Genomic DNA, 13899 nt, shown 5'->3' with positions numbered 1-13899 from the left:
GGAGCGGCGCCGCCCAATCTTTCGAAATATTATTGAACAAGTGTTCAAATTGAAGTTATTTTTGTGATTTTTGGAGGTATAAAATGAAATCATTAAATTCACTCATTATTGAAGGAAACATGGTTAGGGAACCTGTTTTAAAAACTACGGCAAACGGAACAGACATCTGTACTTTTTCTATTGCTTCAAATAGAAACTACAAAAAAGACGATGCTTTTGTGCAGGAAACTTCTTATTTTGATGTAGAATCGTGGGCAAGTCTTGCAAAATTATGCGAACAAAACGGAGCTAAGGGCAGGGGAGTCCGCGTTGTAGGCAGAATTAAGCAAGATAGGTGGGTAGGTACCGATGGTAAAAACTACAGCAAAGTAAAAGTTGTTGCAGAACATGTAGAGTTTAAGCCCATCTTTAAAAATGCAGGCGAAAAAACAAAGGCAAAGGAGGAGGTGCTTATTGAAGAAAAAGTAATGGCATTTTAAATAATTATGCTGTCAAGGTCTAAGATGATTTCTTTATCTAAACCTTTACAGGTGATTCACTCATCGGGCCTTGATAGCATCTTTATTCGGCATATAGTTTTTTTACGATAAAAAGAGCGATGCCGCGGGGTAAAATTCTATATAAAAGCAGCAAAAAGGAGTAAGTCCAATTGTAAGGATAAAAAAATCCGGCTTTCCGCTTTTCGGCGAGAGAGGCGACGAATTTTCCTAAGCTTTCAGGGCTCATTCCCTTTTGCTCGTCTTTTTCCATTTTGGAAACGCTTTTTGAAATTCTCCCATTATAAACATCATCCCCAAGATTTGACTTATTTCTTGCGGCCGTGAAGGGGGTGGCAACATCTCCGGGCATGATTAGGGCACAGTCAACACCGAAGGGCTGAAGTTCCGCTCTAAAAGCTTCTAAGAGCTTGCCAAGGGCAGCCTTTGATGCCGAATAAAAGCCCTGAAAGGGAATGGCGATTTCTCCGGCTATAGAACTGATCACAAATATCTTTCCAAAAGATTGGGGTCTCATATATGAAGCGGCAGTCTTTATAAATAAAAAAGCTCCAAAAAAGTTTACATCCATTTGTTTTTTTGCTTCTGCAAGGCTTGTAAATTCCACAGCGCCTGAAATACCGAACCCCGATGCACAGACGGCTAAGTCAATCCGCCCTTCTTTTTCCCAAATATCGGAAAAGGCTTTTGTAAGATTTTCTTCATCCGTAATATCAAGGCTGATATGCTTACTTTTTTCTTGAGGTAAACTTAAAAATTCTCTGCGGCTCATGGTGTAAACAAAATAATCTTTTAGAACCAAGGCCTTTGTAATTTCAAGACCTATACCGCTTGAGCCTCCCGCTACTACCGCTATTTTTTTCATAATTATACCCTGTTTCAGCTAAATTAAAGTCTTCATCATTATAGATAAAATTCTTTTTTTCTTCTATCGGAAAATTTAGAAATATATATGATACTTGAAAATTTATAAATCTTCATATATACTTGGCGATGTAAATTAACCTAAGGAGTTTAAAATGATTTCACGAAATGCAGCTTTTAGAGAATCTAATTTGTCTCTCCCTTCAAAACAAACCGGAAAGGTAAGGGATTGGTACTCGCCCGAAGAGGGGAAACGCTTGATTGTAACTACCGATAGAATTTCTGCCTTTGACAGAGTCCTTACAGCCCTTCCATACAAGGGACAGGTTTTAAACCAGCTTTCTCTTTGGTGGTTTGAAAATACCAAGGATATAATCAAAAATCACATAATATCTTGTCCGGATCCTAACTGCATTATCGTAACTGAAGTAAAACCTCTCCCGATAGAGGTTATTGTACGGGGCTATATTACAGGTGTAACATCTACAGCCCTTTGGTACAGATATTCTTTAGGTGAAAGAAATATATACGGATATGATTTTCCTGAAGGCTTGAAAAAAAATCAGGCACTTCCTACGCCGATTATAACCCCTACTACAAAGGGCGGCCCTACAGGCCATGATGAAAGACTTACCTGCGATGAGGTTGTTTCGCAAGGTTATCTGTCAAAAGAAGAATGGGACTTTGTTCAAAAAGCGGCCCTTGCTCTTTTTGAAAGGGGGCAAAAAAGTGCAAAAGAAGCAGGCTTGATTTTAGTAGATACAAAATACGAATTCGGTGTGGACAAAAATAATGATATTCTTTTAATAGATGAGGTTCATACCCCCGATTCTTCACGCTATTGGAAACTCGATACTTACGAACAAAGATTAAAGGAAGGGAAGGAGCCCGAAAACTTCGATAAAGAATTTGTAAGAATGGCCTATGCAGCAAAAGGGTACCGAGGCGACGGAGAAATCCCCGAACTCGATGAAAATATCTGGAATGAGGCTATTCAGCTTTATATCACGGCCTACGAAAAATTGACAAAATCAAAATTTGTTCCGGGCGAATATCCGGCTGAAGAACGCATAGTAAAAAACTTAAAAAAGGCAGGCTTAATGTGAAACCTCTTGTAATAATACTTATGGGTTCATCTTCGGATATGGGCCATGCAGAAAAAATAGCTTCGGAGTTAAAGAGCTTTGGAATCGAGTACGCTATAAGAATAGGCTCGGCTCATAAAACGGCGGAGCATGTTGTTTCTATGCTAAAAGAATATGAAGCCCTTGATAGGCCGAAACTTTATATTACTATTGCAGGAAGAAGTAATGCTCTTTCCGGCTTTGTGGATGGTTTTGTAAAGGGGGCTACAATAGCCTGTCCTCCTACATCCGATAGTTTTGCAGGAGCAGACATTTATTCTTCTCTTAGAATGCCCTCGGGAATTTCTCCGGCCTTGGTGTTGGAGCCTAAAAATGCAGCCCTCCTTGCCGCAAGAATCTTTTCTCTTTATGATAAGGAAATAGCGGCTTCAGTTAAATCTTATATGGAATCAAATGCCCAAAAAATAATTGAAGACGATTCCAAATTAAAAAATAAATTTATGGCGGAATAAAATGCACAAACGATTTTTTTTAACGGTCTTATTATGCTGTTTTTTTGTACTTGGTCTTTACGCACAAAACACTGATGAAAAATCTGAAGCTGAAAAGCAGATGGATGCTCCCGCTTATAAGATTGAAAGTGTTGAATACAGCATAAAAGGCCTTACTAAGGCCGGCCCTTTATCGGCTAAAGTACCTATAGATAAAAATAGAATATTTTCTTCACGTGAAGAATTCGACGCATATATTGCAGAGCTTAATACTGAATTCCATAACATGAGAACAATTGAGAGCTATGAAATTACTTTCGATTTTTTGGAGCCTCAAAATAATATTATTCCTGTAAAGCTTAAAATACATATTAAAGATACATGGAATATCATAGCACTTCCTTATCCCAGTTTTGATTCAAACAGCGGTCTTCAGTTTAAGCTTAAATTAAAAGATTTTAATTTTTTAGGAACTCTTGAACCGCTTACAATGGATTTAATATATAACAGAAATAATGCCGGCAAATCTTCTTTCGAGTTTGGTGCCGGATTTGCATTACCTTTCTATATTAATCCGGTTAAACTTCTTTGGAGTACTAATGCGGGAATTAGCATAGATCAAGATAAAAAATTCGGCTTTGATTTCGGCACAGGCTTAAGTGCTTCATATAAATTGGGTGTTGATTGGCTCACTTTAGCGGCGGGAATAACTCAAGATATAAAGGTCTCTGCTTCTCCGTCGGAAAAAGATTATTATCTTAAAAACGGATTTTATACATCGCTGACATTTGATATATATAAAAATCAAACATTGGGCACAATTACATGGACTCCTTCTTTTGGCATAAACGGTAATTGGAAGTTCACAAAAATTACCAAGGAAAATAAAAAAGGTTTAAACATTAATTGGGCTCATAGTTTTGGAATGGGAAAAGTAAACTGGATAAATAATTTTAGACAGGGCTTTACGGTAAGTTTTGATAATAGCTATGGATATAACACTTATAAAAAAGGTAATGTAGATGTTTCTTTTGGATTGGAAACGAAGGGCTTTTATTCTTTTTTAGACCGAGTAGGTTTATACGGCAGGTGCGATTTTTATTATAACTTGTTTAATAAAACTTCGGAAAAAAGCGGAAAAATTTTGCGGGGTATTTTAAATAATAGAATTGAAACAGATACGGCCTTTAGTTTTAATTTTGATGTACCTATAAAAATAGGCGTTTTTAAATGGGAAGAAATTACCGGAGTTGAATGGACCCGTTTTTTCGGCTTTGAGCTTCACATAACACCGTTTTTGGATGTGGCCTTGGTTCATGATACTGAATCAAATACTTATTACAACCTAAAACACGGCTGGTATTCAGGCGGCTTTGAAATAATAATGTATCCAATCAAAATGAGAAGTATTTATGCACGCATAAGTTACGGACATGATTTAAGAGAAATAAAAAATAAAGACGGTTATGCAAAGCGTGACGGCAAGCCTGTTTCCGAAATTTTTATCGGTATAGGTTTACATTATTAAAACGGAGGCAGGATGCGGTTTAGTTCCCATTACAAGATGGAAGGCGATGATATAATCGATTTCGTTTTTGAGCACAGTAATTTTTTTGATTCAAATGAAAATTTAGTTTGCGAAGAAATAGGGGACGGTAATATAAATTATGTTTACCGCATTTTTGACAAGAGCACAAAAAAATCCCTTATTTTAAAACAAGCTGATGTTCAAACGAGGGTGCGTCCCGACGGATATTTAAATCCGGATAGGAGCATCCGTGAAGCTGAAGTTTTAAAACTGTATAATAAATGTGCTCCCGATTTTTCTCCGAAAATAATTTATGCCGATCCGGTTATGGCTGCAATCATAATGGAAGATATCGGTTCTTATTCTAATTTAAGAATGGAATTAATGGCCGGAAAAATATTTTACGGAATTGAAAAACTTATTGCTAGGTTTATCGTGGACACAAGCCTGCCTTCCACAGATTTGGTTTTAGCTTATCAAAAAAAATTTAAAGCAGCATCCAAATTTTATAATCCTGATCTTTGTAAGATTACTGAAGACTTGGTTTTTACTCATCCTTATAAGGATGTAAGGCAAAGAAATATCTTGCTCCCCGAAAATGCAGACTGGCTTAAAAAAAAGTTTTATGAAGATTCAAACCTCATTGCAAGGGTTGCAGTCTTAAAAGAAAAATTCAATAACTATCCTCAAGGGCTTATTCACGGGGATTTTCATTCGGGTTCTATTTTTGTAAAAAATGAAAATGAAGAAACGAAGATAAAAATAATCGATCCCGAATTTGCCTTTTACGGCCCAATAGCCTATGACCTTGGAAATGTCCTTGCTCATTTTGTTTTTGCTCAAGGCTATGCAAAATATTCGCCTCTTTTTGTTGATGAAGAAAAGCAAAGGACGGACTTTTTATCTTGGCTTGAAGACGCAAAAAACAATCTATTTAAATTCTTCCATGTGTTTGCAAAAGATTTTCTTGTTAAGAATATAAAAGATCCGATTTATCAAAACGAAATTTTTATTGACAACTACATCGAAAAAATAAAAATTGATGCCGTTTCTTTTTGCGGTACCGAGTTAAACAGAAGGATAATAGGTTCTGCAAAAACAGCCGAAATTACAAACATAAAAAAAATCGAAAACCGTATTGCCCTTGAAAGGGATTTAGCCGAACTGGGATGTGCCATGATTTTAAACCCCGAAGAAATTTTAAGAGGATTTTAAGCTTGATGAAGGTGCTTGTGGGTTTGAGCGGAGGCGTCGATTCCGCTGTTGCGGCAAAACTATTGATAGATCAAGGCTATGATGTTACAGGCCTTACGATGCAGCTTTTACCGAAACTTTCAGGTATTTATAAAGAGCAGACCGATGATATTGAAGATGCAAAAAAAGTTGCAGCCAAGCTCGGTATAAAGCACATCGTATACGATATGAGGGAAACTTTTAAGGCTGAAATCATCGACTACTTTGTAGAAGAGTACAAACAAGGAAGAACGCCGAATCCCTGCTTTATATGTAACAGCAAAATAAAATTCGGTCTTTTTTTGGAACAAGCCTTAAAGGACGGCTTCGATAAAATTGCAACAGGCCATTATGCAAAAATAGAAAAAACCGAAATTGAAGGCGAGGAAAGATTTTTATTAAGACAGGCTGATGATGTTCAAAAAGACCAAAGCTATTTTTTAGCCCTTCTTACTCAAAAACAGCTTTCCCGTTCTATTTTTCCTTTAGGTGATTTTACCAAAGAAAAAGTGAGAAGCATAGCCGAAGATGCCGGTCTTATAAATGCTCATCGCCCCGACAGCCAAGACATCTGTTTTGTTCCCGATGACGATTACACGAGGGTAATAAATGCCCTTGCTGCGGATTCTTTTAAAGAGGGAAAATTTGTTGATACAATGGGAAATGAAATAGGCCGCCATAAAGGGCTTCAATATTATACCATAGGTCAAAGGCGGGGCCTTGCAATCGCGATGGGTTATCCCGTCTATGTTGTAAAAAAAGATGCAAAGGCGAACACGGTTACTGTAGGCAAGGACGAAGAACTCTTTGCCGAAAGTCTCATCGCCTCAAATGTAAATATAATCTCAAAAAAAACAATAGATAAAGAAATCGATATTGAGGTAAAAACACGATACCGCCAACAAAAGAAAAAGGCAAAATTGATTCCGCTTAAAAATGAGGAGTTTAAACCTACGGGAAAATTTAAGGTAGAATTTATAGAGCCTGAAAAAGCCGTAGCCGAAGGACAAGCCGCAGTTTTTTATTCCGATGATTATATCATCGGCGGCGGTATAATAGAATCGGTTGAGAGGGTGGAAATACCGTTTTGATACAAATAAAAAATATATCGATATTACTCTAATTAAAAAAAACTTTTTTTAATTTACTATTTTTTTCAAATAATTCCTATAAATATAATGAGGAGGGGAAATATTAAAAAATAATAGGAGAAAAAATGGTAAAAAAGTTTGAAGATTTAACATTTACGGACGATTTTATGTTCTGTAAAACTATGCAAAATCCGAAACTATGCAAAAAACTTATTGAGATGATATTGTCCGATACAATAGGCAAAATTGCATATATCTCGATACAGCATAATATTAACACTTACGAACAGGCAAAATCCGTACGATTTGATGTTTTGGTACAGGCAGAAAACGGTAAATTATACGATGTAGAAATGCAGGTGAGTAACGAACGCAATATCCCCAAACGGATGCGGTTTTACCAAGCTGCCATAGATATTTCTTTTTTAGACAAAGGCAATTCCTATAATAGCTTAAACGACAGTTTTATAATTTTTATCTGTACCTTTGATGCCATAGGCAAAAATAGGCCTGTTTATACCTTTGAAAATCTTTGTATAGAAGACAAAAACACCCCTTTACAAGACGGTACACGAAAGGTTATAATAAATGCAGAGGCCTTTAATAATACTGAGGACAAAGAATTAAAAGGATTTTTAGAATACCTTAAAACAGGAAAAGCAACAAATGAATTTACAAGGGAGATAGAAACTATGATACAAGCAGTAAAAAATAATGAACAAGCAAGGCAAGAATACAGGTTAATGTCTACTTTTGAAATGGATGCTATGGATAGAGGGTCTTATAAAACCAAGCGAGAAACAGCAAAAATCTTAAAACAGCTGGGGGACTCGTTGCAAAAAATTATGCAGGTTACAGGACTTTCTGAATCTGAAATAGAAAAGTTGTAATTCAATGGGATAATGTGTAATTTAGCTTGTGTACCGGATATTAGATAAGTTTCACGTGCCCAGCCTCAAGACAAACTTCAAAAAAAATGTTATAATCCCCCTCACTAGGAGATATGATAAACAGTTCGGCAGAAATTCAGCCTCACTGTTTATCTATCGAGTTTTGTGCATTGCACAAAACATCGTATTATTGTATGCGGTTTGTAAACAAACCGCTTGAAAAAACTTTTTTTGCAAATTGATATTTGCTGCAAAAAGTTTTTATAGGAGTTTACTATGATAAAACTTGCGACAATTGCCGGATCGGATGCATCCGGAGGAGCCGGCTTGGAAGCCGACTTAAAAACATTTCAGGAGTACGGTGTATACGGAATGGCTGCCGTTACGGTAATTGCAACGATGAATCCCGATAAAGAGTGGGGACATGAAGTTTTCCCTCTTGATGAGCAAACCATAAGAGCTCAGCTTGAAACAATTTTTAAGGGCATCGGCGTTAACGCTGCAAAAACGGGAATGCTTGCAACAAACTACGCAGTTGAACTTTCTGCCGAATACTTAAAAAAATATAATGTAGAAAATTATGTACTGGATCCTGTAATGGTTTGTAAGGGCGGAGACCTTGCTTTAAACCCCGAGCTCAATAATCTCATTATAAAAAAACTTTTGCCTTTGGCAAAGCTTATTACGCCGAACCTTTTTGAAGCTGGGCAGATTGCAAAAATGCCGACACCTTCTACAATCGAAGAAATAAAAGAAGCCTGCAAGATTATTAACGGAATGGGTGTTCCTTATGTCTTTATAAAGGGCGGAGCCAAGTTGAATGGGGAACAATCGGCTATAGATATTTTTTATGACGGCGAACAATTTTTAAAAGTGGAAGGCGGGCTTATCGATACAAGATGGACACATGGAGCAGGCTGCACAACAGCCGCAGCCATCGCCGCAGGCTTAGGCATAGGCCTTGAACCTTATGAAGCCGTAAGAAGAGCAAAAAAGTTTATCACTTTAAGCCTTCAAAACGGATTCCAACTTAATAAATGGGTCGGCCCCGGCAACCCTGCAGCATGGCGGAAGAGCTTTAATTAATTTGTAATTCCTGATGGGTAATGAGTAAGCCGCTTATTCGTGCGGAGGCTTTAATACCCCGACGCTTGCGTCGGGGGTGTTGATTACCCATTTTAATTTTTCCCCTTCTTTAAAAATTATAAAAAGTTTAAACTTTTCCTTATGACAAATGTCATATTTAAACTCACAAAAATATGACAATTTTCAGTTTTAAAATTCCAAAAAAAATGTATAATTATCTATAAAAGATTCGCTTATGGAGGTTTGATAAACAGTTCGGCAGAAATTCAGCCTCACTGTTTATCTACCGAGTTTTGTGCAAAGCACAAAACATCGCTTATTGTATGTAGTTTTGCAAAGCAAAACTACTTGAAAAACTTTTTTCGCAAATTGATATTTGCTGCAAAAAATTTTTATGGAGGAAGTTATGATTTTAACGGTAAAAAATCTTGTAAAACGGTACAATGAAAAAACGGCACTTGATCACTTTAATATGGAAGTTAAAGAAGGCGAGATTCTGGGTCTTTTGGGGCCGAACGGATGCGGAAAAACTACAGCCATAAACTGTATGCTTTCCCTTTTAAAACACGGTAAGGGCGAAATCATCATTTTCGGCGAAGAAATGAAGCCTAACGCCCTGCATATAAAAAAAAGGATAGGCTTTGTTCCTCAAGAGGTTTCGGTTTTCTATGATTTTACCGTAAGACAAAACATAGACTATTTTTGCGGCCTCTATGTAAACAATACTCAAGAAAGAAAAAAGCTGGTAGATGAAGCAATCGATTTTGTAGGTTTAAACAATTATGCTTCATTCCGTGCAAAAAAACTTTCGGGAGGTCTTCTCCGTCGACTCAATATTGCATGCGGCATAGCTCATAAACCTGAGCTGATTTTTTTGGATGAGCCCACAGTTGCCGTCGATGCCCAAAGCCGAAACTTTATTCTTTCAGGAATAAAGGAACTGGCAAAAAGAGGAAGCACCATCGTGTATACTACCCATTATCTTGAAGAAGTTGAAGAGCTTTGCGATAGAATCATTATCATGGATGAGGGAAGAGATATAGCAAACGGCACCTTAGAAGAATTACACAAACTGATCCGCACAAGCGAAAAAATGGTTGTTGAATTTGTCGAAACTAAGGATAACCTGCAAGAAGAATTAAAAAAAATTCCTCATGTTTTGGAAGTTATCAAAAACGGAAACGAGTTTTTAATCAGTTTTGAAAATTCGATTAACAACTTAAACGAACTTATTTTATTTATCAATAATAATAGTTTGGCTTATACCAAATTATATTCGGAGTTACCCAGCTTAAACGACATTTTCTTGGAGCTTACGGGAAAGGAGTTAAGAGACTGATGAAATTCTTTTTACGCGAAATAAAATATTATAGTATCGGCATGTTTTATTCTTTAGACGGAATGTTTTGGACTCTTTTATATCCCATTCTTATGGCTGGACTTTTCTTTACGATATTTTCGGCCGTAGGTAATTCCGATACCGGCAAAATAGAAATCGGAATTGAAAAAGACAATCCTGTTTATTATCCGCTTAAATTTACAGGGATGTTCAATACAAAAATAATAGATGAGGCATCGGCAAATGAGATGCTCCGTACAAAAAAAATAAAGGCCTTTGTTGAAGCCGATCAATCTTTGAGGCTCAGCGAAGACGGATTATCTCAGACAATAACAAAAACCGTGCTGGATCAAATAAAGCAAATTGAAGCCCTTAATATTCCAATGAGTTCTTTTGAATACGGTAAAAACTATGTCGAAAGTAAAAACGAAAAAATGAGTTTGAGCATTATATTGTTCTATTCTCTTTTGGCAATGGTTTCGATTTATACAATGTTCGGCTCAATAGATATAGCTGTAAAAATACAGGGTAATATTTCAAAAATCGGAGCAAGAATTTGTACAACTCCCATTAAACGCTTTTATTCTTATCTTGCAGGAATTATATTTTATATTATCTTTAATCTTACAGCCAATCTTATATATATTTCCTTTGTGCTCTTTGTTTTAAAGATACCCTTTATTGCGGATTTTAAAATTACTCTTTTGCTCTTGATCTATGCGAATTTTTTTGGAGCGGCTCTCGGCTTATTTATAGGCTCAACGCCTATTGGAGATGTCCGGTCAAAAACTCTGATATGTACTTTTACAAGTCTTTTTTTAGCCTTTCTATCCGGTATGATGGGACCTGAGGTAAAAATGTCTATTGAAAAAACAATACCGATTTTAGGAACAATAAATCCTATAGCTATTTTTACTACCAATCTTTACAACATAAATATTTTGGGAGAATATAATGCAGTACCGGTATTTTTTATTGTCTACACAATAGGTATCGTAATTCTTTTAACTCTTTCATTTATTAACTCAAGGAAGGTGCAATATGATAGTTTATAAAAATTTTTTAAGATTAATTTGGACAAAGATAATAAGCACTATTATTTATGTTGTTATTTTTTTGTTTATCAGTTTTATGACATTAAAGTCTGGAAATTCTCAGGTAGGCGAATTTGCAGAAACACCTTTAACCGTAAATATAATCGATAGGGACGGCTCCGAATTATCGAAGCATTTAATTTCTTATTTGAAGTCAAAACATGATGTTATTATCGTAGACGAAAAAGGCAAGACCGATGAAGAAATTTTACGCGAGTTAAAAAAAGATATTTCTCTGCAAAGAATACATGCTGGGATTATTATAAATAAAAATATGGAAGAAAATGTAATGAGCGGTAAAAAGGCCCTTATAACTTTTAAAGATGACAGAAAAAAGTCGGGCTTTTATATGGATTTACAGCTTAATACATATTTAACCTTTGCTTCAAGTGTAAAAAGGGCTCAAGGATATTTCGATTTTCAAAGAATAGAAAAAGCTCTTCAAGTAAATACAAAGGTTAATAAGATTAGTTTTCAGAAGAATACTTCGGTAAATATTTGGTTTAAAATATTTTTTAACTTTTTAGGCTGGGTAGTTTTTTCCGTTGTTCTTAATTCTGTAGGCTGGGCGATGTTCGAGTTAAATAACGAACGCTTAAAAATGCGGAATAATGTTTCTCCGGTATCGACCTTCCGCTTTGTTTGTGAAAACTTTTTGGCCCAATTAACGATAGTAGTTTTTATCCTTTCAATATTGATAGGCTTTGCTATTATTACAAATATAACGAGATTAGAAAACATCCCTCTTTTATTCTATACGTTTAATGCCTTAATGTACACGGCCGTTATTTTAAGCTTAACTTTTATGCTTAATTCTTTTTTAAAAAAAGGCTCTGTTATGGGTATAGTCGGCACTGTTCTTCCTCTTTCATTAGCCTTTATTTCGGGTATTTTTGTGGAACAAGAATTACTTCCGGATTTTATTGTAAATCTCTCCCGCCTTTTCCCGACCTATTATTACATAAGGGCAAACGAATTTACTCAAGTTAATTTATCGATTGATTGGAAAAATATCGGAATGCTCTTTTTATTCCTATTTCTTTACTTTACTGTGGGAACTTACTTTTCAAAATTAGGCAGGTCGCAAAGCAAGATAGAATTTGCTCAGCAATAAAAAAAGCCGGTAAGATTTTTATCTTATCGGCTTTCTTGTTTAAATCATCCCTTCAACCGTCAGCTTTTCAAACCATAAAAAGGTTCCGACTGTAATCGTTAAGGTTCCATTAACGGAGGGGGTTCCCTTTTTAACGTAAACGGTAATTCCGTTATTTTCGAATTTATTGAAGTGATCGATATTTCGCGGCATTCCGACATACACGGCCGGATCTAAAGTTGTCCCTCCTCACGAAGCACACATATTAAGCATACAGTGAACCGTATCCGCGTTTTTCGCTCTAATTTTGTCTCTAGCAGAATCTTCGACTATGATATTCATTTTTGGCCTCCAAAAAATAATTGTAATCTGCCTTTACCAATATCTTTATGAATTGTTTTAAGGCTCTTACAAACCTAAGATAAAAACTTTTTGAATGAAAGTCAAGAAGTTTAAGAAAAATTTACAGCCTTTTTTTTACTCTTTCTACTCTTAAGCCGAACAATCACAGTCATCTACAAAGAGCAAAAACCAATTATCGGCAATATCGAAAAAGTAAAAGGTCTTTTTGATAAAGCCTCCGTCTAAGACAACTATTTTTAAGATTGCCTTATAGTTTTTTGGTAAGTCTATTTTTAAGTTCTTTATTTCATCGCTTTCAAAACTTGCAGGATCGACGGCCTCGGGGATTTCTTTGACAATGGCACAATATACTCCGTCTTTATCTTTAGATTCTTCACAGAATCCTCCGTCGGGCATTCGATTATAAAAGGGGATGGAGCCTCCGAATTTATTGGCCGAGGGTTTGGTAGAAAAATCGGTGCTTTCATCAAAGCCGAAACTATCCTCTGCCGAAAAAAGAAGGGAAGCCGCACCGGGATTATAAAAACGCCTTATGCCGTAATCAGGATGTACAAAATCGGCTAACTTTGGGCTTGAATTTTTTAAAAGAAGATTAAAGTTGTTTTCCCAATACACATTCGATAAAAAAGAAAAAGCAAAGGAAATGAGCTTTCCTTCATCATAAGATTTTTCACCTTCACTTCCTTCTTGAGAAACAGATGCCGAAGTCAGTTCAAAAGAATCTACTATATGAGTTAAAATATCCCTATATGTATCATATTCTTTTTTGTTATATTCAAATCTGATTGTATAGAACTTTTCATTTGTAGCAAGTGCCTGACAAAAAAACATCTTGTCCTTTGAATAGCCTTTTAAAATAAAACCGTCACGGCCCATATTTTTATCGCTTACAGTAAATTTTTCCGCTTCTTTTTTTTCGTAAATGTCAGCGGTTTTAAAAATAAACTCGGGACCGGAATCTTTTAAATCCGAAACTGAAACCGATAAACTCACTTCTCCGTCATTGCTCGTAAATACTTTTTCTAAAGGAGAACTATCTATAGGTTTTAAAATTTCTGAAGGGTAATCAATTTCATAACCTTCTTCCGTATTTGTGTAGGTTAAATATTTTCCTGTAAATTCGGGATTTTGTTTTGAACAAGAAGATATAAAAATTAATGTAAAAATAATAAAACAAGCTTTTCTTAGGTTAAACATATTTTCCTTTTGGATAATCCATCTTTAAAGTACGATTTGTATGACTTA

Annotated in this window: 14 protein-coding genes; 11 read left to right on the top strand and 3 right to left on the bottom strand. The window is 35.7% G+C overall.

From position 1 onward, the window contains the following. Positions 1-83 precede the first annotated feature (83 nt). On the top strand, positions 84-479 hold the full coding sequence (locus HO345_RS09245; protein ID WP_253682641.1) for a single-stranded DNA-binding protein: 396 nt from the start codon (positions 84-86) through the stop codon (positions 477-479). An 82-nt stretch (positions 480-561) separates the two neighbouring features. Here the strand turns inward: HO345_RS09245 and HO345_RS09240 are convergent, their stop codons facing one another. Beyond that, the gene (locus HO345_RS09240; RefSeq protein ID WP_253682640.1) at positions 562-1362 is read right to left on the bottom strand and encodes an SDR family NAD(P)-dependent oxidoreductase; all 801 of its coding nucleotides are present in this window, start codon (positions 1360-1362) and stop codon (positions 562-564) included. Between the two features lie 154 nt (positions 1363-1516). On the opposite strand from HO345_RS09240, the gene HO345_RS09235 reads away from it, so the two are divergent. The 10 genes from HO345_RS09235 to HO345_RS09190 all read left to right on the top strand — a co-directional run bounded on the left by HO345_RS09235 (position 1517) and on the right by HO345_RS09190 (position 12312). Beyond that, entirely contained in the window at positions 1517-2467 is a 951-nt protein-coding gene (locus HO345_RS09235) for a phosphoribosylaminoimidazolesuccinocarboxamide synthase (protein ID WP_253682639.1), read from the top strand. Further along, entirely contained in the window at positions 2464-2958 is a 495-nt protein-coding gene (gene purE / locus HO345_RS09230) for a phosphoribosylaminoimidazole carboxylase (protein ID WP_253682638.1), read from the top strand. The genes HO345_RS09235 and purE overlap by 4 nt, the downstream gene beginning before the upstream one ends. 1 nt (position 2959) lies before the next feature. Continuing rightward, positions 2960-4465, top strand: a complete 1506-nt coding sequence (locus tag HO345_RS09225; protein WP_253682637.1) for a BamA/TamA family outer membrane protein — start codon at positions 2960-2962, stop codon at positions 4463-4465. A gap of 12 nt (positions 4466-4477) precedes the next feature. Next, the gene (mtnK, locus tag HO345_RS09220) at positions 4478-5680 is read left to right on the top strand and encodes an S-methyl-5-thioribose kinase (RefSeq protein WP_253682636.1); all 1203 of its coding nucleotides are present in this window, start codon (positions 4478-4480) and stop codon (positions 5678-5680) included. A gap of 5 nt (positions 5681-5685) precedes the next feature. Further along, the gene (gene mnmA, locus HO345_RS09215) at positions 5686-6789 is read left to right on the top strand and encodes a tRNA 2-thiouridine(34) synthase MnmA (protein WP_253682635.1); all 1104 of its coding nucleotides are present in this window, start codon (positions 5686-5688) and stop codon (positions 6787-6789) included. 125 nt (positions 6790-6914) lie between these two features. Further along, entirely contained in the window at positions 6915-7679 is a 765-nt protein-coding gene (locus HO345_RS09210; protein WP_253682634.1) for an Rpn family recombination-promoting nuclease/putative transposase, read from the top strand. A gap of 276 nt (positions 7680-7955) precedes the next feature. Continuing rightward, positions 7956-8765 carry a bifunctional hydroxymethylpyrimidine kinase/phosphomethylpyrimidine kinase gene (gene thiD / locus HO345_RS09205; protein ID WP_253682633.1) on the top strand — a complete coding sequence of 270 codons (810 nt, stop codon included), beginning with the start codon at positions 7956-7958 and terminating at the stop codon, positions 8763-8765. A 406-nt stretch (positions 8766-9171) separates the two neighbouring features. Continuing rightward, positions 9172-10104, top strand: a complete 933-nt coding sequence (locus HO345_RS09200; protein ID WP_253682632.1) for an ABC transporter ATP-binding protein — start codon at positions 9172-9174, stop codon at positions 10102-10104. Then, complete coding sequence (locus HO345_RS09195) at positions 10104-11159, top strand: ABC transporter permease (protein ID WP_253682631.1); 1056 nt, start codon at positions 10104-10106, stop codon at positions 11157-11159. Before HO345_RS09200 ends, HO345_RS09195 begins: the two co-directional genes overlap by 1 nt. Beyond that, positions 11146-12312, top strand: a complete 1167-nt coding sequence (locus HO345_RS09190) for an ABC transporter permease (RefSeq protein ID WP_253682630.1) — start codon at positions 11146-11148, stop codon at positions 12310-12312. Before HO345_RS09195 ends, HO345_RS09190 begins: the two co-directional genes overlap by 14 nt. Before the next feature lie 39 nt (positions 12313-12351). On the opposite strand, the gene HO345_RS13065 is transcribed toward HO345_RS09190, so the two are convergent. Then, the gene (locus HO345_RS13065; protein WP_289779882.1) at positions 12352-12633 is read right to left on the bottom strand and encodes a CC/Se motif family (seleno)protein; all 282 of its coding nucleotides are present in this window, start codon (positions 12631-12633) and stop codon (positions 12352-12354) included. A 150-nt stretch (positions 12634-12783) separates the two neighbouring features. Further along, on the bottom strand, positions 12784-13851 hold the full coding sequence (locus HO345_RS09180; protein ID WP_253682629.1) for a hypothetical protein: 1068 nt from the start codon (positions 13849-13851) through the stop codon (positions 12784-12786). Between the last annotated feature and the right edge of the window lie 48 nt (positions 13852-13899).

Origin of the sequence: Treponema denticola, from assembly GCF_024181645.1 — a bacterium.
Classification (GTDB): Bacteria; Spirochaetota; Spirochaetia; order Treponematales; family Treponemataceae; genus Treponema_B; species Treponema_B denticola_A.
This window is presented reverse-complemented; position numbering and strand designations above follow the sequence as displayed.